This window comes from Aeromonas sp. 603404 (assembly GCF_049171775.1).
GTDB lineage: Bacteria > Pseudomonadota > Gammaproteobacteria > Enterobacterales > Aeromonadaceae > Aeromonas > Aeromonas veronii_A.
The window spans coordinates 128,509-150,387 of record NZ_JAAKPE010000001.1 but is presented as its reverse complement, the minus strand read 5'-3'; the positions used below and the strand labels follow the sequence as shown (position 1 = coordinate 150,387).

Here is a 21,879-nt window from a genome sequence, read left to right as displayed (position 1 = left end):
CAACCACGCTGCCAGAAAGTGAGCGGGCGAACCCGCTCAAGGGAGGGAACATTACTCAGAGATGATCACCTCATGGATATCCTCACCCACGGCACGCAGCTCGGGGCGGTACATATCCTCCGCCTGGGTCGGCGGCACCTGATAGCGACCCGGCGTCACCGCCCGCATCAGGTAGACCAGTTGCTGGTTGCTCCCCTCGCTCAGATCCAGCGCAGCCGTGTAGCGGTCATCGCGAAACTCCTGATGCTTGAGATAGTCGTTCCACTCGCTCTGCCACGCCGGTTTCCCCTCGATGGAGAGCTCTTCCAGCTTGATGCTGTTGCCAAGGGCTGGGTTCTCCAGCTCGAAGCCGGCGGGCACCATCTCCACCAGCAGGGCATCGGGCACCGCCGACTCACTGCTGACGTTGAGCCGCACCACCACCAGATCGCCCACCTTCACCTTGGCGGGATCAAACGGCTGACCGTCGCTATTGAACCAGCTACGGGTCACGCTCATCCCCTTGCTGATCCGTGCCGGAGCCTGTTCGGGGTAACCTACCAGAGTACGCTGCACATAGAGGGCCCCCCTGCCCTCGTTGGTGACGGAGCTCGCCGCCAGCGCCTCGGGGGCGCCCTGCTGCAGCGGAGCCGAACCGCTCAGGGATCCACTGCCAAGAGAGGAAGTTACCTTGGCCTGCCAGTCGACGGCCGGATCGAAGCGGGCGAGTCGCAGCAGGGCGAGCCGCTCCTGAGTGCTGAGCCACTGACGGTGAGCCAGGGTATCTGCCACCTTGGCACTGAGGGCCGGCCAGCGCTCCACAGCCAGCTTGTGCTGGCGCAGCAAGGAGAGCTCAAGAGCTTCATCGCGCAGCGGTGAGCCGTAATCCCCGAGATAGTCATCACCGCGCTCGGTCGCCAATGCCCGGCTGAGGGCCTTGGCGGCGTTCTGCTCATCCCCCATGGCCGAGAGGGCCAGCGAGAGGTGGAGCAGCGGCAAACCGGAACGGGCGTGATCGGCCTGCTGCTCCCAGATAAGACGCAGGGTAGCGAGCGGTGCCTTGCCAACCCGGGCCAGCACATAGGCACTGTAGGCCTGATAGGCCAGCCGGCTGTGCTCGGGGGCACTGCTCCAGCGCTCACCGTACTGACTGTCGGTGAGATAGTTTTGCAGCCGGTTCAAAGCCTGATTGAGCATCGCCTCCGGCACTGCGTCACCCGCCTCCTTGCGCGCCAGCAGGTAGTCGGCGGCATAGGCGGTGAGCCACTGCTCCTCGTCGGAGCGACCATCCCAGAGGCCAAAGCCACCGCTTGGCAGTTGCAACCGCTGCAGCCGTTGCAGCAGGGCGCGCTGCACATCCGCCTCGCTCGCCGCTTTCTTGCCCTCTGCGGGTTTGCTCCAGGCGGCCCGCTCATCGGCCGTGGTCAGCAAGTAGGGCCAGGCACGGGACAAGGTCTGCTCCAGACAGGCATAGGGGTAATCGGCCAGCGCCTGCCACTGGGCAGCCGGATCCCAGGGGGGAGTACCGGAGAGGCTGAGCAGCCCCTGCAGGTTGGCGCGATCCAGCCCGACCAGCTCAGCTGGCGCAAAGCTCATCTGTTGGCCGGGAGCCAACATCTGATAGCGCTGGCGAGTCTCGGCAGGCCAGGGGGAACGCAGCGGCAAAGTCCAGTCGCGGCTGATGGCAAAATCCTTGCCGCTGGCCGCCAACTGCAGGCTTGCCACGCCGCTCGCCCCGGTCACGGTGAGCGGCAGGGTCAGCCACTGCTCCTCGCCGTTTTTAAGGGAAAGGGTGCCGGGCAGCTCGCCATTTGCCTTGAGCCCGCCGTTGAGGGTCCAGACAAGGGAGAGGGTCTGATCCTCGCCGCTCATGTTGCGCAGCTGCACCAGCGCCCGGGTCTCATCCCCTCTGGCGCCAAAGCGCGGCCAGCCGATCTCTGCCACCAGCGGCGCCACTACCTTGACGGCGCGCTCGGCCTCCCCGACTTGCTGTTCGTTCCAGGCCAGCGCCATCAGCGCCAGTTCGCCGTTGAAGTTGGGCAAATCGAGCGGGATCACCGCCTTGCCCTGCTGGTCAAAACTCACCTCGCCGCTCCACAGTGCGGCGATCTCGACCCGACTCTCCAGCGCGCCACCCTTTTTCAGCGGCGCCCGGTCACCCCCATAATTGAGGCGGGCCAGCTTGCCATCTTGCGGCGGGATCACCTGGCCGTAGTTGTCGAACAAATCTTGAGCGAAGCGCTTGCGACCAAAGAAGATCTCGAACGGGTCGAGCGGCTGGTAGTCGCTGATATTGAGCACGCCCCGATCCACCGCCGCCAGCACCACGCGCCCCTGACTGTTGGGGGTGGAGGTGGCGGTCACTTCCAGCCGGGTAAGCGGCACCGCTTTATCCGGTGCGCTCAGGGTAAGCGGCAGACGACGCGCTTCCCGATCCAGGGTGAGCGGCACCAGTCCGACCGAGCGCAGGCTCTGTCCCTGCTGGCTGCTGACCGGTTTGGAGGCGCTGTCTGGCGCGGCGATCTGGGCCGAAATGTGCAGATCATGACGCTGCCACTCGGGGCTGACCGGGATCTCGAACTCGCCGCGGGCATCCTTGGCATCGCCACCGGCCCCCTTGAGCTCGATGCGCTGCCACCAGCGCAGGCCGTCGCCATCTTCCACCAGCAGCAACCCCTTACCGGGGCGCGGCGCCACCAGCGTCACTTTGGCCTTGTCGCCCGCCTGATAGGCGCGTTTGTCGAGAGTGATGGCAATCTTGTCAGGCCGTGCCTGCTCGCCACCACCGCCCCAGGCGTAACTGCCTATCTCCACCCGCAGGCTGGATTGATGGCCCTGACTGTTCTCAACCTCCAACCGATACCAGCCCGCCGCCAGTTGCAGCGTGAGCGGGGTCGGCCCCTTGCCATCCAGCTGCAGGGTCTGCTCCTGTTCCAGATAGGGCTGGCTGTTGAACTCGTACTTCCACCCCTCGCCATCGGCGTAGTGCCAGTAGTAGTCGCGGTACTCGTTGATAAGGCGCACTTTCACCGCCCCCGCCACCGGTTGGCCTTGCTCATCGAGGTTGAGGATCTGGAAGGGGAGCGGCTTGCCCCCCTCTACCCGATCGGCCACGAAGTCGGCCTTGAGTGCCGGCCACTGGCTGCCTGCAGGCCAGCCATACTGGGTGCGGCTGCGATTGACAGCGCGGCCACCGGGCTCGGCGAGCGACACCCGATAGGCCACCTCCAGCGGCCCGAGGGCGCGCACCCCATCGAGCTCATCAGCTAACGAAAAAGTCCCCTGCCCCTGCGCATTGAGGGTGAGATTCAGCGGCTCGAGATCCTTGGCCTGCTCGGCGAGCAGCACGTCACCCAGAGTGAACTCCTGCCACTGGGTAAAGGGCATGGTGGCGCGGCTGATCTTCACCTCTGCCTTCGCCTTGGTCGCACTGGCCGGCGCGCCGTAGAGATAGTCCCCTTGCAGTGGAAGAGTGAGGGCAGCGTCCAGACTCGTCACTTCCCCATCCGGCCCCTTGCCAAGCTGCAGTTTCAACCGTTCAGGCAGAAATTCCTCCACCAAAAAGGGCCACTCGAAGCGACTACCGGCAGCGGTCTTGAGGTTGATAGTCCAGCGCCCGAGCGGCGCATCATCCGGCAAACGCAAGCCGTAATGGGCGGCGCCCAAATTGTCCGGCAACAGCCGTTTCTGTTCGAGCAGCTGACCATCCGGCTGCTTCACTTCCAGCTCCACCGCCATCCCCGGCAGCAGCTGGCCATCCTGCCCCTTCAGCAGGATCTCGCTGTCGAGCCGCTCGCCGGGGCGATAAAGGTCGCGCCCACTAAAGAGATACAACTGCTGGGCCTGCCAGGGCTGGGTGCCGAGATCGAAGGTGGAGAGATCGAGCGCAGCCCCATCGAGGCGCAGCACCGCCAGATGGTTGCCCTGTTCAGCCAGCAGCAAGCGAGCCCCCTGCACCTGATCGAAGCGGCGATGGCCCTGGAGATCCGTGGTTTGCACCTGTAGCCGGTTGCCCTTCTCGTCGAGCAGGGAGAGCTGCACATCCTTGAGCGGGTCGGCGCTGGCCAGGGAGCTCACGAACACCTCCAGCTCATCGCGGTAACGGCGGGCACTGAGCCCCATGTCGCTCACTGCGAAATAGGTGGTCTCCTTGCGCCAGTCGTAATTGCCAAGGGGGGACATCACCGCAAAGTAGACGCCAGCCTCCGCCAGCTGCGGCTCCTTCACATTGATAAGGCGGGTCTCGCGCCGATTGGCATCGAGCTCCAGCGCATAGCGGCCGCTGAACACCCGCTTGGCCCGCTGGGTGATCTGCTCAAGCTCCCAGTTGCCCATGCCGGCACCGGGGCGATATTCCGCCAGAAAACGGGGCAGATATTCGGCATCGACCCGAAAGAAGTCGATATTGACCTCGTCCACGTTGACCGCGCTGATGGGCAGGCGCAGCTCGTCGCGCAGCGGCAATACCATGCCACTGGCGGTAAAAGAGGCCCCCGCCTCCAGCGGCCGGGTCATGAGGGTCCAGCTCTGAGGGGATGGGCCCAGTCCCGCCTTGAGGCTCACCTCATAGCTTTTATCGGGCTGGACGTTCGAGAAATAGAGGGTGCGACCATCATCGGCCAGGATCCACTCCCCCTGCACCTGCTTGCCCCCTTCACTGACCCCGAGCCAGCTCTGCCAGTTTGCCTTCGGCGCCAGGGGGCCGGAGAAGACCAGCGCCAGTGCCGGCGCATCGCGATACTGGCGGGCATTGGCCTGCACTACAGATGTTGGTGCCCCGGTCTCCTGCTGCGCAGTGGATTCGGTGGTCGGTACTTGGCTGGCGGGCTTGTCAGGGCCGCAACCAGACAGCAAACCGACCACTCCGCAAAGCAGCAGGGTTGACCAGCGGTGGCGCAGAGCGCCGGTTCCAGCGGTAGAGCGGTGAGAAGCAGAGGGAGAGTCGAAGAGGCGCATAGGTTCCATCCCGAGTTGGAGCGCTGCAAACGCAGCGTGGCTGGAAACAGGATAAGGCATCCTGCTCACCCGACACAAAGCTCATTACCCGAATGGGCACAATTCCGCACCCCTGCAGCACGATAACCCCCATGCCCACAGATCCAGTGCGGCAAGTGTTGTCATCTAGTCGTGGCTGGTCTCGTTTTTTGCTCCCCCTTTGAACCAGCGAAACAGGATGGCCATGACGGCCGCCAGAAACAGCACCAGCGAGGTAATCAGCAGGGCTCGGGTCAACAGTTCGCTGTGATGGAGGAAGAAGGGGGTATTCATCGCCAGCTTGCCCACCAAACTGAGGCAGAGCGCCCACATAAAGGCACTGGCAAAGCTGGCCACGCACATCCGCATCACGCTCAGGCGGCCAATCCCCATCAGCATGGGGGTCAGCACCCGCACAAACGGGATAAAACGGGAGGAGAACATCGCCAGAAAACCGTACTTTTTCAGCAGCCGGGTCGCCTTGGGCAGGCTGTCGGGAGGCAATATCCGCTCGATATGATCCATAAAGCGGGTGCGCTGCAGTGCCCGTCCCTGCCAGTACGCCAGCACAGATCCCAGTCCCGCCGCCAGCGGCAGAAAACAGAGGGTCACTTCGGGGCCAAACACCCCCATGCCCACCAACCCACCGGCCAGCAGTACCAGGCTGTCCCCCGGCAGGGGCAGAAAGACGAATGCGGACTCCAGCAGCAGTACCAGCATCAGGCAACTGATCAGCAGGGGTACCGCCTGCATCTGAACCAGGGCGTCAAAATCCTGATGCCAAATGGCCATCAGCATATCCAGCATGTCACTCTCCCTACTACACGGTTCATCATGAACGAGGCAGGGGTTATAGCACCCATCCCCTGAACAAAACGTTAATTTTGTCCGGCACAGGAAATAAAGTGTGTCGAAATATTGCAGCAACGAGGGGGAATGCAAGAAGGGCGAAAAGCAGAAACAAAAAGCCCCTCATCTTGCACGCACAAGGGAGAGGGGCAAACAGGCACAGAAATAAAACGGTTACTCGGCGGTGGCCATCTGCCAGGTTTTAAAGCCGCCGGAGAGATTCTTCACTTTAAAGCCGTGTTGGCTCAGCAGGCGGCAGGCGACATGGCCGCGCAGCCCGACCTGACAGCTGATCAGCAGCTCTTTCTCTTTGGGCAACTCATGGAGGCGACCACGCAACTCGTCGAGGGGGATATGCAGTGCCCCCGGAATGCGGCCCAGCTTGTCGAGCTCCGGGCCATTGCGCACATCCACCACCAGCTGATGGGGGTTACGAGCCTGCACCTCGGCCACGTGGCAGAGCAGGGTGTCCCCCTTCAGGTGGTTGCTTGCCACAAAGCCCGCCATGTTGATCACATCCTTGGCCGACCCGAACGGCGGCGCATAGGTAAGCTCCAGATCCTGCAGATCAAACACGGTGAGGCCGGCACGCTGGGCCACCGCCAGCACATCGATGCGCTTGTCGATGCCATCCTTGCCGATGGCCTGGGCGCCATAAATCTTGCCATCCGGGGCAAACAGCAGCTTGAGGCTGACCGGATGGGCGCCTGGGTAGTAACCGGCGTGGCTGCCCGGGTGGACATAAACCTTCTCGAACGGCAATCCCAGTTGCACCAGTCGCTTCTCGTTCAGCCCCGTGCTGGCCACCGCCAGATCGAACAGCTTGCAGATGGCGGTCCCTTGCGTCTTCTTGTAGGTTTCGCTTCGGCCCAGCATATTGTCGGCGGCGATGCGCCCCTGCCGGTTGGCCGGGCCCGCCAGCGGGATCAGCACAGATTCGCCGGTGACGAAGTCGATCTCTTCCACCGCATCCCCCACCGCGTAGATAAAGGGATCCGAGGTACGCATCCCGGCATCCACCTTGATGCCGCCCCGTGGGCCCAGCTCCAGCCCCGCTTTGGCGGCGAGCAGAGTTTCCGGCTTGACGCCGATGGCGAGGATCAATAGACCGGTATCAAGATGGGAACCGTCATTGAGGGTCAGGCGCAGGCCACCGCTTTTGGCGGTCGGCACGGCGGAGGTCTTCTCGGCAGGCAGATCCAGACTCTCGATGGCGGTGAGGCCGGTGCGCAGGCGCAGGTCGATCCCCTCTTCCCTGATGCGGGCATGGAGCATGTTGGCCATCTCCTTGTCCACCGGTGCCATCACCTGATCGGCCAACTCCAGCAGTGTGACATCCAGCTTGCGCTGATGCAGCGCCTCCATCATCTCCAGCCCGATAAAGCCGCCGCCCACCACGGTAACGTGGCGCGGCTGATCGTGATGCAGGGCCGCCAGAATGCGATCCATATCCGGGATGTTGCGCAGGGTATAAACATGGGGACTGTCGATACCGGGGAAAGGAGGACGGATCGGCGCGGCGCCTGGGCTCAGCAGCAGCACATCGTAATGCTCGCGCTGCTCTTCACCGGTTTGCAGGTTGCGCACCAGCAAGGTCTTGCCCGCCTTGTCGATCTCAATCACATCGTGGAAGACCCGCACATCGACGTTGAAACGGCGCTTGAAACTCTGGGGAGTCTGCAGCAGCAAGGCATCCCGGTCGGGGATATCGCCCCCGATGTGATAGGGCAGACCGCAGTTGGCGAAGCTGACAAACTCGCCCCGCTCGAACATCACGATCTCTGCCTCTTCACTCAAACGACGAGCACGAGCCGCCGCCGATGCGCCCCCCGCGACACCACCGATAATCAGGATCCGTTTCATCTGCAAGACTCCTCATACATGATAATGGGCAATAAATTAGACTTTTCTAATTTAGAATTCAATGAAATTTTGTTTCACATCATTTTGCAGTATTCTTGCAACCCCGACGGTTGCTTAACAGGATGTTGTTTGTTCATGTCGTCTACCGCACTCAGTCATCTTCCTCCTGCCCTCCAGACGCCGCTCTTTTTCCGTCTGGACCTGCGCAGTCAACGGCTGGTCGCCCTGACCGACGTGATGCAAACCCCGCTCTACTGGCTCGACGAGCCGCGTGCTCCCTGGCCTGCCCAGCTGCCCGATGCCCTGCGCCTGCCCATCGAACAACTGCTGGCCAACGGCCATGGCGGCAAGATCACCGTGCGCTTTGCCAGCCAGCTCTGGCACATCGCCCTCGCTCACGAGCAGGATGGCTTCTGGCTCATCTGTCTGCAGAACCTTCGTCAGGAGCCCATCGCCGATCTGGCATTGCAACTGCCGCGCCTCAGCCAGATGGCGAGCCAGCAACAGTATGCGCCCCTGCTCGAGGCCCTTAAAGAGAGTTTGGGGGCCGATCGGCTCATCCTCTGGCACTATCAGGCCAACGGCGATCTCGGCAGCGAGCAACTCACCCCGGTGTTCACCCTGGGGGTCGAAGCGCTCTACCCCATTCGTGGTGACAGCCGCTATATCCGCGCCCTGCGTACCCGCAAAGCGTTGAGTTTCTCGGAGGCCGCCCACCAGCCGATGCTGAGCAATCACCTCTATCTGACCAGTGCCGGTGTGCGCTCACGCCTTGATGGTGCCCTGCTGGAGCAGGACAAGCTGTTCGGGGTGCTGAGTCTGGAGTATCTCGATCCCACCCCGCTTAGCGAGGAGATGTTGCAACTGGTGCGCAGCAGCGCCCAGCTGCTCGGCCACTGGCAACCGCAACCGGAAGAGCACCGCGCCGAGCTGGCCCTCCCGCCCGAACTGCACCAGCAGACCGGCATCGACTACTGCAAGACGCTGGTAAGCTGGGCCATGAGCGCCAGCGGTGCCCGGGTGGGCTGGATCGGCGAGTTCCAACCCCGCGGTCAGGATCTCTGGATCATCCCCCGCTGCGTCATCAACGAGGAGATCTGCTCCACCCTCAAGCCCATCCAGCTCGACCCCGGCCCCGCTCAGGAGCTGTTCCAGCATGGTCAAGCCATCTATGTGGAAGATCTGCCCGTGCGCTATCCCAAGGCGACCCGGCTGCTGGCCCTCAACGCCAGCGCCTACATCGGCATTCCACTCCATGGCCAGAGCGGCGCCCCCATTGGCCAGATCACCCTGCTGCTCGATACCCCCCTCGAGGAGCCCGAACAGCTTCTGGATCTATTGAGCAGCCAGCACGAGCGGGCCGCCATCGAGCTCAAGCGCCTCGCCACCGACGATGCCCTGCGGCTGGCTGAGGTAGCCTTTAATACCCACGATGGGCTGATCGTGATGGATCACAACGGCATCATCCTCAAGGTCAACCACTCCTTCAGCCGGATCACCGGATTTGGCGAGGTAGAGGTGATCGGTCACTCCATTCGCAAGCTGCGCCCCACCTACTACGGGGATCATCTCAAGGAAGATGTCAGCCGCACCGTCAACGAGCAGGAGTTCTGGCTCGGGGAAGAGCGCTGCCTGCACAAGGATGGTCACCTCTTTCCGGTGCGCTTGATGGTGAACGGCGTCAAGGATGAGCAGGGGGAGCTCAGCCACTTTATCTGCAGCTTCTACGACATCACCCAGGAACAAGAGGCAGCCAGACATATCGAGCAGCTCGCCTACTACGACGATCTCTGCGGTCTGCACAACCGCCGCAGCCTCAACCATATTTTGCAGCAGACCCTGAGCGCCCCCAACGGCCAGTGGGGCGCCCTGCTGCTGGTGGATCTCGACAACTTCAAGTCGATCAACGACTCCCTCGGTCATGCCTGCGGCGATCTGCTGCTGCAGGCCGTGGTGCAGCGTTTCAGGGAGCTGCCCCAGGACAATCTGGTGCAGGCGCGCATCTCGGGGGATGAGTTTGCCCTGCTCTTTACCCAGCTCGGACAAGGCGAGGTCACCGCCAAAATTCTGGCAGAGCACTTCGCCCGCGAGCTGATGGGGCTGTTTCGCACCCCGTTCGACATCGGTGATCACAAACTGCACTGCAGCGCCTCGGTGGGGATCAGCCTCTTCTCCGGCAACGAGACGGATCATCTGGTCCTGATGCAACAGGCCGACACCGCGACCCACATGGCCAAGCGCGCCGGTCAGGGCCACTACGTCTTCTTTACCGAGGCGATGGCCCAGCACGAGAAAAATCGGCTGACCCTCACCAATGAGCTGCGCGATGCCCTGCGTCATCACGAGCTGCAGCTCCACTATCAACCGCAATACCGGGTCGACAATGGCTCGCTGTCGGGTATCGAGGCGCTGCTGCGCTGGCAGCGCAGCGACGGCACCATGGTGCCACCCGGGGAGTTTATCCCCATCGCCGAAGAGACCAGCCTGATCCTCGAAATCGGTTACTGGGTGATGAAGACCGCCTGCGCCCAATACAGCTTCTGGCTCAACCGTGGCCTGCAGATCCCCCATCTGTCGGTCAACGTCAGTGCCCGCCAGTTCCACACCCAGGGCTTCGTACAACAGGTGGAGTACATCTTGCGCGACACCGGTGTGCCCCCTTCCCGCCTGCTGCTGGAGGTGACCGAATCGGTAGTCTTGGAGAATCGGCAGGAGAGTATCGCCAGAATGCGCCAGCTCAAGGAGCTCGGCATCCTCATCTCCATCGACGACTTCGGCACAGGCTACTCGTCGCTGGCCTATCTGCGGGATCTGCCCGCCGATGAGGTAAAGCTGGACAGAAGCTTCATTCAGACCCTGGTACACAGCGAACAGGACAGAGCCATCGTCAAGGCGATACTCGATCTGGCCCAGGTCTTTCGTTTTACCGTCACCGCCGAAGGGGTGGAAGAGGAGGCGCAGCTGGCCATCCTCAAAGCGCTGGGATGCCAGCATTATCAAGGGTTTCTCACCAGTCGGCCGCTCACCGTCAAGGGGCTGGAGCAGCTGCTTGGCAGCCGGGCGCCGGACTAAAGGTGTAGGATCAATAGGGGTTTATGTAATAAAATAACGGCCTGCTCGAATCGTTGGAGTTGTTTATGTCTGTCATTAATCGGATCCCTGCCGTTGAAATCAGCCAGCCAGCCGGAGCTCACGGCACCGTTGGCCGGATCCATTCCGTCGAAACCTGCGGCACTGTCGATGGCCCGGGAATACGCTTTATCGTATTCATGCAAGGCTGCCTGATGCGCTGCAAGTACTGCCACAACCGCGATACCTGGGATACCGAAGGTGGCCGCGAAGTGACCGTACCGGAGTTGATGAGTGACATCACCAGCTATCGCCACTTCATGAATGCCTCCGGCGGTGGCGTGACAGCGTCCGGCGGTGAAGCCATGCTGCAACCGGCTTTCATTACCGAACTTTTTACCGCCTGCAAAGAGAAAGGGATCCACACCTGTCTCGACACCAACGGCTTCGTCCGTCATCTCGACGAACAGGTGGACAAGCTGCTCGACCAGACCGATCTGGTGCTGCTCGACATCAAACAGATCAATGACGAGAAACACATTCCGCTGACTCACGTCAGCAACAGATACACCCTGGAGTTTGCCCGCTATCTGGCGGCCAAAGGCAAGACCATGTGGATCCGCTACGTGGTGGTACCGACCTGGAGCGATGACGACGAGAGCGCCGAAGGGCTGGGCCAGTTCATCGCCGAGCTGGGCGAGAGCGTGGAGAAGGTGGAGCTGCTCCCCTACCATGAGCTGGGCAAACACAAGTGGGACGTGCTGGGCGATCCGTACGAGCTGAGCGGGATCAAGCCCCCCAGCAAGGAGACCATGGAACGGGTCAAGGGCATCCTCGGCAAGTACCACAACAACGTCAAATATTGATGGTAAAAGCAGGCTGACTCGTCAGCCTGCTCTGCTATGGGCGGTCGGGAAGACCGCCCGGACTCTACTGCATAAATGGACGACAAGATGAGTGAAGGACAACTCGCCGCCCTCCTGATCTGGCTGGTACTGCTGGCCTTCAGCCTGCGCCGCTCCCTGTGGCAAACCCTCTATGACAACCCCCTCTATCAGCACCTGCTGCTGGGGAGTGCCATCGCGCTGGTGCCGCTCTGGTATCTAAGGGCCGGTCTGCATGAGGGGCTGGAGGTCCATTTTCTCGGGCTCACCTCCCTCACCCTGCTGCTGGGCTGGCGACTGGCGTTGCTCGCCCCCTGCCTGACCCTGCTGGTGCTCGGTTACTTCGGTGTCACCAATCTGGCCGATTTTGGCTGGCAGGCACTGGTTGGCATCGCCCTGCCGGTAGCCACCAGCTGGCTGCTGTTTCTGGCCAGCTGGGCCTGGCTGCCGCGCCATCTCTTTGTCTATATCTTCGTGGCCGCCTTTCTCGGCGGCGCCATCACCATCTCGGTCAAGGTGGCCGCCAGTGCGTTGCTGATGGGGCTGAGTGACAGCTACCCCTGGCACACCATCACGGCGGATTACCTCTCCATCTGGCCACTGCTGTTGTTCCCCGAAGCCCTGCTCAACGGCATGGCGATGACGGTGCTGGCCATCTACCGCCCTCACTGGGTCAATACCTTCTTCGACCGTACCTATCTGGGCAAGTAACGCTCTCTTTCCTGATCTGCGCCCATAAAAAAGGAGAGGCCATCGCCTCTCCTTTTGGTATTCCGAATTCTGTCAAACCTTGGCTTAGTGCAGCTTCAGGGTCGGACGCAGCACACGGTTGATGCGACCCACCAGCATGATGAGGCCGGTCTTGACATAGCCGTGCAGGGCGATCTGGTGCATCCGGTAGAGGGAGATGTAGACCAGACGGGCAATGTAGCCCTCGACCATCATGGATCCACGCATCAGGTTGCCCATCAGGCTGCCCACGGTGGAGAAGCGGCTGAGGGAGACCAGCGAACCGTGGTCGTGGTAGAGGTAGGGCTTCATCTCGCCGCCGTTCATCTTGGCCAGAATGTTCTTGAACGCCTGGCTGGCCATCTGGTGGGCAGACTGGGCGCGCGGCGGCACAAACTTGCCATCCGGCTGCGGGCAGGCAGCGCAGTCACCGATAACGAAGATGCTCTCGTCACGGGTAGTCTGCAGGGTCTCTTTCACCACCAGCTGGTTGATGCGGTTCGTCTCAAGACCAGCGATATCCTTCATGAAGTCAGGTGCCTTGATACCGGCCGCCCACACCATCAGATCCGCTTCAATCAGCTCGCCATCCTTGGTGTGCAGACCGTCGCTGGTCGCTTCGGTGATCATGGTGGCGGTACGCACGTCCACACCCAGCTTGACCAGCTCCTGATGGGCGGCGCCGCTGATGCGCTCCGGCAGAGCCGGCAGAATGCGCGGGCCCGCTTCCACCAGGGTCACCTTCAGGCTGTCGGTGGTGAGGTTCTTGAAGCCGTAGGCGTAGAGCTGCTCGACCGCATTGTAGAGCTCGGCAGAGAGCTCGACGCCGGTTGCGCCGCCGCCGACGATGGCAATCTTCACCTTGTCGCCCGGCTTATATTCGGTGGCGAACTGCAGGAAGCGGTTCATCATGCTGTTGTGGAAACGGTGCGCCTGGGAGGGGCTATCGAGGAAAATACAGTGATCCTTGATGCCCTTGGTGTTGAAGTCGTTGGAGACAGAACCGATGGCCATCACCAGATAGTCGTAGGGCAGTTCGCGCTCGTTGACCACGATGTCGCCATTGTCGTCGTGGATCGGGGCCAGCACGATGCGTTTATCGTCACGCTTGATGTCGGTCAGGGTGCCGAGCTGGAAGTCGAAACCGTGGTTCTTGGCGTGAGACTGGTAGCTCAGGGCATCGATGCCCGCGTCCATGGAGCCGGTGGCCACTTCGTGCAGCAGGGGTTTCCACAGGTGGGTGCGGTTGCGATCGACCAGAGTGATCTTGGCCTTGTTCTTCTTGCCAAGCTTGCGACCCAGACTGGTGGCCAGCTCCAGGCCACCGGCGCCGCCGCCTACAACGACAATATTCATCATGATGATTTTCCTCGGTTCCTCAAAACGAAAGGGAGCCATTGGCTCCCTAAAACGAAATCGGTCGACGTGATGGATCAGGCTTCTTTGAAGGCCTTCATCCGCTGCAGATGATGCGAGATATTTTTGAACTTATGAGTCTCGCGCTCATCCCACACGATGTCGTAATAGTTCTTCAATTCACGTTCAGTGTCCCGATTATCGCGCACTTCATCCTGAACGGAAAGGATACACAGGCAGTTTCCTGAATTTTTCTTACGAAATTCAGTTACACACTTGGTGCCAATATCGTCATATTCTTCCGGCCGGTCGATCTTGCCCTGCATGTTCTCTTCAGGATGGAGGTTGGGGTTGAAGATCACCTGGCGAATGCCGCACAGAAAGCCGATCCGCTCGCTCCAGTAGCCACCAAGACCCACGCCGCAGATCAGCGGTTTGGGATCGGTACTCATATCGAGCTGTTTTTTCACTTCCTTGAGCAGATGGCTCATATCATGACGGGGGTGAACCGTGCTGTAGTGCACGAAACGCACATCATCATCAATAAACTGCAACTGCAGCACTTTCTCGTGATTGCCTGGGCTGGTGGCATCAAAGCCATGCAGATAGATGATCATGGATAAGACCTCAGGATCTGTGTCGGTTTTATCGAAACTACCCCAGCGGCGGCCATGCGCGCCACCAAAACATCCAACTTTCTTGCTTTGGATCACGCCCCCGCCCCCGATTGCGCCCAGCAGCCCGCGAGCGCCGTCACATGCAGAGGGGCGCATTGCGAGCAACGTTATGGTGCCCGGCTATCAAAGTGAGATCACCAAACTGATAATGATAAACCCCTTACCAATCTGAGATGCCCCCACCTCCTTCCCCTGCCAACAGCCGGACACTTATCTGGCCGGTATGTGACTCATCCCGCAAAAACAAGGCGTTATCGCCAAACGTTTTCTCTCGTGAGTGGCGTTGTGCATGTTTTGTGCACTGACCCGTGCTGCACCGGATCCCTCTCACTACTGCCGAGGGATCTGGCACCTCTGTCAATACACGAGATCAATGACCGGGAAAGCTGCGGCTTTCACTATCTTGCCTGTAGCAGTTGCGCGGGCTTCAAGGAGTGATCTGTTCATGAACGAGACCAATCCCCCCTCCCCCCGACCGGGTGCGCGCAAGCGCCCGGTGGATGAAGTGGAGCGCATGCTCCCCATGGGCCAACTCTTTACCCTGGGCTTACAACATGTGCTGGTGATGTACGCCGGCGCCGTGGCGGTGCCACTGGTGATTGGCGGCAGTCTGGGGCTGCCCAAGGAGCAGATCTCCTACCTTATCAGTTCGGATCTCTTCTGCTGCGGCATCGTCACCCTGCTGCAATGTGTCGGGATTGGCCGCTTTGCCGGGATCCGGCTGCCGGTCATCATGTCGGTCACCTTTGCCGCCGTGATGCCGATGCTGGCCATCGGAGCCAACCCGGATCTGGGGCTGACGGGCATCTTCGGCGCCACCATTGCAGCCGGTATCATCTCGACCCTGCTGGTGCCGCTGATAGGTAGGTTGATGCCGCTCTTCCCCACCGTAGTGACCGGAGTGGTTATCACCTCCATCGGGATCAGCATTATGCAGGTGGGGATCGACTGGATGGCGGGGGGCAAGGGTAATCCGGAATATGGCAGCCTGCGCTATATCGGCACCAGCTTCCTGGTGCTCGTCTTTATCCTGTTGGTGACCCGCTTCACCAAGGGCTTTTTCAGCAATATCTCGGTGCTGCTCGGGATCATCTTCGGTTTCGTGGTGGCCATCGCCATGGGCGAAGTGAGCCTCGATGGCCTCGGCGAGGCAGCCTGGTTTGCCCCCATAGTGCCCTTCGCCTTCGGCTGGCCCACCTTCGATCCCATCTCCATCGCCACCCTGACGGTGATCATGCTCATCACCTTTATCGAATCCATGGGGATGTTTCTGGCCCTTGGCGACATCGTCGGCCATCCGGCCAGGCGCGGTGATATCGTGCGCGGGCTGCGGGTGGATGGCATCGGCACCATTATTGGTGGGATATTCAACAGCTTCCCCCACACCTCCTTCTCCCAGAATATCGGTCTGGTGAGCGTGACCGGAGTATCTAGTCGCTGGGTCTGTGTGATGTCGGGGGGGATACTGCTCGCCTTTGGCCTCATCCCCAAGATGTCGGTGCTAGTCGCCTCCATCCCGCCCTTCGTACTGGGGGGCGCCGGTATCGTCATGTTCGGTATGGTGCTGGCAACCGGGATCCGCATCCTGGCGCGCACCGATTACAACAGCAACCGCCACAACCTCTATATCGTCGCCATCAGTCTCGGAATTGGCATGATCCCGACGGTCTCCGGGAATTTTTTCCAGCAGCTTCCGGCGCAGCTACAACCGCTTTTTCATAGCGGTATCCTGCTGGCCACCATCAGTTCGGTGCTGCTCAACCTCTTCTTCAACGGCTATCAGCCGGATCTGACTCACCAGACCCGCCCCCTGTTCGTTGGCCCCATCAAACCGCAACAAAAGCAGGCATAACAAACAGGCCTCCGGACAGCGAGACTGTCCGGAGGCCTGTTGTTCATATCACCGCAGACCCAATCAGGCAGGCAACTGCGCGAAGCGCTCAACCGCATGCGCTACCTGTGCCAGACTCCCCTGCCAGAAGGCGGCCTCACGGATATCCTGCCCCAAATGCTTGGCTACCAGATCTTCGGCGCTCATCCGGCCGGTATCGCGCAACAAGGCGCGATAGGCTTCGGCAATGCCCTCTTCCCCCGCCGCCTTGCGGCTCATCAACTGCTGATAGACCCCGAGGCTGAACAGATAACCGAACAGATAGGGATAGTTGTAAAAGCCCAGCCCGGCGATGGAGAAGTGCGCCTTGGCCGCCCAGAACATGGGGTGATAGCGGGTCAGGCTCCCCTCATACCAGCGTCCCCACGCCTCGTCGGTCAACGCTTTGAGTCGCTCTGCGGATACATAACCCTGCGCCCGCTCGGCCACCAAGGCCTGCTCGAAATCGAAGCGAGCCGGGATATTGACCAGGAAGGTGGCCGCACCGTCGGCTTCGGCCCAGGCGATCGCCAACTGCTCTTCGGGACTTTCTGCCTGCTCGAACAGGGCGCAGCGCACCAGAGTCTCGGCAAAGATGGAGGCCGTTTCGGCCAGCGTCATGGGATAGCTGCGCTGGCTCATCGGCAGATCGCGAATGACCCAGTTGTGCCAGGCGTGGCCCAGCTCATGGGCCAGAGTGATGACGTTATCCATGGTGCCGGCATAGGTGACGAAGACCCGCGGTTCGACCGGTTCTGCAAACTTGGTGCAGTAGGCGCCGGTGCGGCGATTTGGCGTGGGCGCCGCATCAATCCACCCCTTCTCGGCCATCATGCGGGCAAACGCCCCCATCTCGGGATCGAAACGGCTAAAGGCATCGGCAATCAACTCGATCGCCTCATCAAAAGGAATGTCGCGGCTGCTGGAAGCAGGCGGCGGCGCAAAGAGATCCTCCGGCCCCAGATCGTCGAGACCAAGGCGCTCGGCCATCAGCTCTAGGGCGCGCTGGCCCAACCCACGGGCTCGCCAGGTTTCGCTCATCAGGGCATCGAGGGTGGCACGCTCGATATGGCTCTGGTGGCAGGAGAGATCCAGCGCATCGAGCAACCGGGTGTTGCCACGCTGGCGGGCCAGCTCCAGCCGCCAGCCGTTGAGGGCATTGAGGATGGCGGCCACCGTCTCCTGCTCTCCCTCCCAGCCAGCACTGATGGCATCAAAGGCTTCTAAACGCAGCGCACGTATCGGGCTGGAGAGCAGATTGCTCGCCTCGGCCAGCCCCATCTCGCGGCCATCAATGGTCAAGCGGATCTTGCCCACCAGATCGTTATAGAGGTTGCCCCAGGCGTGCAGACCATCGGTGCCCAGACCAATCACCAGCTGCTCCGCCGCCACCGGCAAGCGCTGATCCTGCAAACGACGCTCATGGCCCAAGCGGTACGCCTCCTCGCCGAGCAGCGGATCACTCATCAGCGCGGCAAATTCAACTTCCGGCAGCGCCAGCATCAGATCTTCCACCGGCGCCAGGGTCTTGAACAGATCGGCATTAAGGGCGCGGGCACGGGACGCCAGCTGTTTGGCCTGCGGATCCCGCGCATCCTGACTGCCGCGGCACGCGGCCAGAATGGCGACGTTCCAGCCGATATGGCGAATATCACGGGCGCGCAGCCGCACTTCCCGCAAGAAATCCAGCAGCGCTGCGTCATCGCCGCGCACCCCGTCCAGACCTGCCATATAACTGGCCAGATCTTCCAGCGCGTGGCGGGCAGCGCGCATGTCCGCTTCCAGCTCGGTGCTGTCGAGGCCCGGGTAGATATGGTCGTTATTCCACTGTTGTTGATACATAACTTCTCGCAAAGGCCTTTATCGGGAGGCACAACAGACCTGCGGGCAGCAAGTCCGACACCGGGCAACCCGACGGCCAAAAAATGAAGAGAGGAAAAAAGATAAAATGGCCCGCAAGCTCGCTTATCCCTTGGCCGGGGCAAGACGGCTCACCAGCGTCATCACAGCAACCAGCAGCAGACCCGCCACCACACCGGCCACGGCGTTGAGCAAGGTCGGCGTCACCGCCGCCAGTACGGCCCCTACAGTGGGCAGAGTGGCGACAACGGCGGCGGCACCTTCAATCAGGTGATGGGCAAAAGGCCAGCCATGCACCAGAATGCCGCCGCCCACCATAAACATGGCGATCGTCCCTACCAGCGCCAGCAGATGCATCAGCTTGGGCGCCGTACTCAGCAGTCCCTGCCCCACCGCGCGGCGCAGGGCGCTGCCATCAGGTTTTTGCAGCAAATGCAGGCCGATGTCATCGAGCTTGACGATCAGCCCCACCAGCCCGTAGACCCCAATGGTCATCAGCAGGGCGATGCCCGCCACTACCGAGAGCTGCAGCGCGAGGCTTGCTCCCTGTACCGTGCCAAGGGCGATGACGATGATCTCGGCAGAGAGAATAAAATCGGTGCGGATCGCCCCCTTCACCTTCTGCTGCTCAAACGCCACCAGATCATCAGGAATAGGAGCAGTGGATGCCTCACCTTCACTCGCCTCATGGGGCAGGAACTTGTGGGCCAGCTTCTCGGCCCCCTCAAAGCAGAGGTAGGCACCTCCCAGCATCAAGAGCGGCGTGATAAGCCAGGGCACCAGCGCACTGATGGCGATGGCGGCGGGCACCAGAATCAGCTTGTTGCGAAATGAGCCCTTGGCCACCGCCCACACCACCGGCAGCTCCCGATCGGCACGCACTCCGGAAACCTGCTCCGCGTTGAGGGCCAGATCATCCCCCAACACCCCGGCGGTCTTCTTCGCCGCCATCTTGGTCATCAGTGCCACGTCATCAAGCACGCTGGCGATATCATCGAGCAGGGCCAACAAACTGGTTCCAGCCATATCAAAGATCCCTTATATCAGTGAGAAACGTCTTCCCGAAAAATGTCTCGCGCTTGTTCACCACGACCTTGGTCATCAGCGCCACGTCATCAAGCACGCTGGCGATATCATCGAGCAGGGCCAACAAACTGGTTCCGGCCATATCAGAGATTCCTTATATCAGTGAGAACAACCCCGGGAGAGAGGTGTACGTCCCGATAACCACCGGGGTCAAGAGGGCCACCTCATGGCGATGGCAGGCCATCATCGGCCGAGCCAAGAATCCGGCGCTCGCCATCGGGGGGTTACGTCTTTCGGGCAAAAGATGGCACAGTGTAACGAGAAGCTGCCGTTTCGGCAGCACCCCTGAGCCATTTGTTCCTGGTTCCCTCTGAATCACATCAAGGAGTTCCCATGCCACCCTGGCAACCTCTGATCGATTTCTGGTTTGGCGACGAAGCCGATGACGTCCTGCGGGCCACACGGCAAGCCCCGCTCTGGTGGGGCAAAAGCAGCGAAACGGATGCCCTGCTGGCCAGCCGCTTTGGCGAGCTGGCAGAGGCCGCAGCCAAGGGCAGTCTCGCCCACTGGGCCGATCTCCCCAGCGGTCGGCTGGCGCTGATCCTGCTGCTCGACCAGTTGCCCCGCAATATCCATCGCGGCACGCCTGCAGCCTTTGCCCGGGATCCGCTGGCACGGGATCTCTGCCTGAAAGGGCTGTCCATCGGGGCGGACAAATCCCTCTCACCACTGGAGCGGGTCTTCTTCTATCTGCCGCTGGAGCATGCCGAATCCCGGGAGCAGCAGGCCAGAAGTGTGGCGCTGTTCGAGGCACTGGCTGCCGAGCAAGCTGGCACACCGGCGCAGGCGACCTTTGCCGGATTTGCCGACTTTGCCCGCCGCCATCAGGTGATCATCGAACACTTTGGCCGCTTCCCCCACCGCAACGACATTCTGGGTCGCACCAGCACACCGGAAGAGGCGACATTTTTGCAGCAACCGGGCTCGGGCTTCTAAGCAGGCCATATAAAAAATCCCCGCCAGCTAGCTGGCGGGGATAGCAGATGGATAACAACTCTCGGCGTTACTGAATGCGATAGCGGGATATCTGCTGGTGGATGCTCTCGGTGGTGACATTGAGCTCCTCGGCTGCGGCTGAGGTCTCCTCCGCGGTGCTGCTGGTTTGCTGCACGACCTGAGCAATCTGCTCTACCTGGTGAGCGATCGACTCGGCGGCCGAACTCTGCTCGCGGATGGCATTGGTGATCTCGCCCACCTGCTCCATCACCCGGTGCGACGCACTGCGGATCTCGGCAATAATGGCGCCACTCTCGGTAGCCATGTTGACCCCCTGGCTCACCTTCTCCTCCACCAGATGCATGCGGGAGACCGTATTGTTCGACTCCTGCTGGATCGCCTCTACAGTGGCAGATATCTCCTGAGTGGATTGGGCTGTGCGCTCAGCCAGTTTGCGCACTTCATCTGCCACCACCGCAAAGCCACGGCCGGACTCCCCGGCCCTCGCCGCCTCAATGGCCGCGTTCAAGGCCAGCAAGTTGGTCTGCCCCGCCACATCACGGATCACGTTGACCACACCGCCAATGCGCGAAATGCCCTCACCCAGCGCAATGACCTCGGCCGAGGCCTGCCGAATGGAGTCGGCGATCTCGTTGATGGCATGAACGGTACGATCTATGGTTCTGCTTCCTTCGCTAGCCAGCTGCCCCGACTCATTGGTGATACGGCTCGTCTCCTGAGTACGCTGGGAGATATCTGTGATGCTGACCGTCATCTCTTCCACACCGGCGGCTATCAGACTGGTGGCATCATTGGCCTGATTAGCCGAGCTGGCCAGGTGCTGCGCTGCCTGAGAGAGGGATTCGGCAGTGCTCTTGATCTGCAAGCTGCCGACGGAAAATTCGGTAAATGTCTGTTGCAGCGTATCGAGCAATCGGTTGACCGCATTGAGGGTCAGACCAATCTCATCCTGCTGTTTCACATCCGCTCTGAGGGTAAAGTTGAGGTCGCGCTGGATCCGGGTCAGGGTATCCATGGCGGTGCGAAGGGGATTGGCCACCTGATTGAACAACCAGACAAACAGCCCCATCGTCAGCACGGTGGCACCACCGGCGATAAACAACAGGGTTTGCAGGCTGTTGTCATAATTCTCCTGGCCCTGCTTCTTGAGCGCCAGTCCCAAATCCATATTGAAGTTGACATGAAGCTCGATTGCCTTGGCAAACTGCTGGAACACTCTGGTGGCTTCTCCCGCCAACATGTCCCTGGCTTCATCGTTCTTGTTTTGTCTGGAGAGCTGCAGAACCTTGTCTATCTCCTGATAATATTGCGCAATAAGGCGCTGATCATCGTCGGTCAGGCGGCGATCTTCGTCATTGGAGAGCATCTCGGCCTTATATTTGTCCAACAACGAATTAATCTGTTTGCGTTTATCGGCAATGTCCGTCTCTATCTGCTGCATCTTGTCATTGTCGGTGTTGAGGATATGGCTCTGCACCCGTGAGTGCAGCTCATAGAAGACCGCCTGCACCTCCTTGATCAATGAAATACTGGGCACCGTATTGTCCGTCACATAGCTCAAGTCTCGATTGCCAGCCCCAAGGCGATTAATACTGAACCAACTGAGAAAAATGAGCGTCAGCATCACCAGCAGCGCTATCAGTTGCAGTCGACGAGCAATGTTCATAACCGTACACTCCAGATGGAAACTATCTAGCAGTGTAGACGAGCCATAAACAACAACGGC

The 21,879-nt window shown here is 60.8% G+C and carries 14 protein-coding genes; 5 read left to right on the top strand and 9 right to left on the bottom strand.

Going from position 1 to position 21,879, the window contains the following annotated elements; all coding sequences use genetic code 11:
- Positions 1 to 51: 51 nt before the first annotated feature.
- The 3 genes from G5306_RS00645 to G5306_RS00635 form a co-directional block, all read right to left on the bottom strand.
- Positions 52 to 4,935 (bottom strand): alpha-2-macroglobulin family protein, encoded by a 4,884-nt coding sequence (locus tag G5306_RS00645; RefSeq protein ID WP_421312064.1) that lies wholly within the window; start codon positions 4,933 to 4,935, stop codon positions 52 to 54.
- A 165-nt stretch (positions 4,936 to 5,100) separates the two neighbouring features.
- Positions 5,101 to 5,760 (bottom strand): DedA family protein, encoded by a 660-nt coding sequence (locus G5306_RS00640; protein WP_421243958.1) that lies wholly within the window; start codon positions 5,758 to 5,760, stop codon positions 5,101 to 5,103.
- Between the two features lie 216 nt (positions 5,761 to 5,976).
- Positions 5,977 to 7,665 carry an FAD-dependent oxidoreductase gene (locus G5306_RS00635; RefSeq protein ID WP_005344666.1) on the bottom strand — a complete coding sequence of 563 codons (1,689 nt, stop codon included), beginning with the start codon at positions 7,663 to 7,665 and terminating at the stop codon, positions 5,977 to 5,979.
- 135 nt (positions 7,666 to 7,800) lie between these two features.
- Here G5306_RS00635 and G5306_RS00630 point away from each other — a divergent pair, with 135 nt between their 5' ends.
- The 3 genes from G5306_RS00630 to G5306_RS00620 all read left to right on the top strand — a co-directional run bounded on the left by G5306_RS00630 (position 7,801) and on the right by G5306_RS00620 (position 12,329).
- A complete protein-coding gene (locus G5306_RS00630; protein WP_245133507.1) occupies positions 7,801 to 10,737 on the top strand; it encodes a sensor domain-containing phosphodiesterase in 2,937 nt (978 codons plus the stop codon).
- Positions 10,738 to 10,802: 65 nt separating this feature from the next.
- Complete coding sequence (pflA, locus tag G5306_RS00625) at positions 10,803 to 11,600, top strand: pyruvate formate lyase 1-activating protein (RefSeq protein ID WP_005333994.1); 798 nt, start codon at positions 10,803 to 10,805, stop codon at positions 11,598 to 11,600.
- An 87-nt stretch (positions 11,601 to 11,687) separates the two neighbouring features.
- A complete protein-coding gene (locus G5306_RS00620) occupies positions 11,688 to 12,329 on the top strand; it encodes an energy-coupling factor ABC transporter permease (protein WP_257699128.1) in 642 nt (213 codons plus the stop codon).
- Between the two features lie 84 nt (positions 12,330 to 12,413).
- On the opposite strand, the gene G5306_RS00615 is transcribed toward G5306_RS00620, so the two are convergent.
- Both G5306_RS00615 and ycfP read right to left on the bottom strand, forming a co-directional pair.
- Complete coding sequence (locus G5306_RS00615; RefSeq protein WP_421173037.1) at positions 12,414 to 13,706, bottom strand: NAD(P)/FAD-dependent oxidoreductase; 1,293 nt, start codon at positions 13,704 to 13,706, stop codon at positions 12,414 to 12,416.
- 74 nt (positions 13,707 to 13,780) lie between these two features.
- Positions 13,781 to 14,320, bottom strand: coding sequence for an alpha/beta hydrolase YcfP (gene ycfP, locus G5306_RS00610; protein WP_005334000.1), 540 nt, complete (start codon positions 14,318 to 14,320; stop codon positions 13,781 to 13,783).
- Between the two features lie 505 nt (positions 14,321 to 14,825).
- Here ycfP and G5306_RS00605 point away from each other — a divergent pair.
- On the top strand, positions 14,826 to 16,232 hold the full coding sequence (locus G5306_RS00605; protein ID WP_139441505.1) for a nucleobase:cation symporter-2 family protein: 1,407 nt from the start codon (positions 14,826 to 14,828) through the stop codon (positions 16,230 to 16,232).
- A gap of 63 nt (positions 16,233 to 16,295) precedes the next feature.
- On the opposite strand, the gene G5306_RS00600 is transcribed toward G5306_RS00605, so the two are convergent.
- The 3 genes from G5306_RS00600 to G5306_RS00590 all read right to left on the bottom strand — a co-directional run bounded on the left by G5306_RS00600 (position 16,296) and on the right by G5306_RS00590 (position 19,278).
- Positions 16,296 to 18,092 (bottom strand): M3 family oligoendopeptidase, encoded by a 1,797-nt coding sequence (locus G5306_RS00600; RefSeq protein ID WP_421202610.1) that lies wholly within the window; start codon positions 18,090 to 18,092, stop codon positions 16,296 to 16,298.
- Positions 18,093 to 18,215: 123 nt separating this feature from the next.
- Positions 18,216 to 19,136, bottom strand: coding sequence for a DUF808 domain-containing protein (locus G5306_RS00595; protein ID WP_421202611.1), 921 nt, complete (start codon positions 19,134 to 19,136; stop codon positions 18,216 to 18,218).
- A gap of 1 nt (position 19,137) precedes the next feature.
- On the bottom strand, positions 19,138 to 19,278 hold the full coding sequence (locus G5306_RS00590; protein ID WP_021231002.1) for a hypothetical protein: 141 nt from the start codon (positions 19,276 to 19,278) through the stop codon (positions 19,138 to 19,140).
- A 251-nt stretch (positions 19,279 to 19,529) separates the two neighbouring features.
- On the opposite strand from G5306_RS00590, the gene G5306_RS00585 reads away from it, so the two are divergent.
- Entirely contained in the window at positions 19,530 to 20,132 is a 603-nt protein-coding gene (locus tag G5306_RS00585) for a DUF924 family protein (protein ID WP_421312060.1), read from the top strand.
- A gap of 67 nt (positions 20,133 to 20,199) precedes the next feature.
- On the opposite strand, the gene G5306_RS00580 is transcribed toward G5306_RS00585, so the two are convergent.
- Positions 20,200 to 21,819 carry a methyl-accepting chemotaxis protein gene (locus tag G5306_RS00580; RefSeq protein ID WP_421202612.1) on the bottom strand — a complete coding sequence of 540 codons (1,620 nt, stop codon included), beginning with the start codon at positions 21,817 to 21,819 and terminating at the stop codon, positions 20,200 to 20,202.
- Between the last annotated feature and the right edge of the window lie 60 nt (positions 21,820 to 21,879).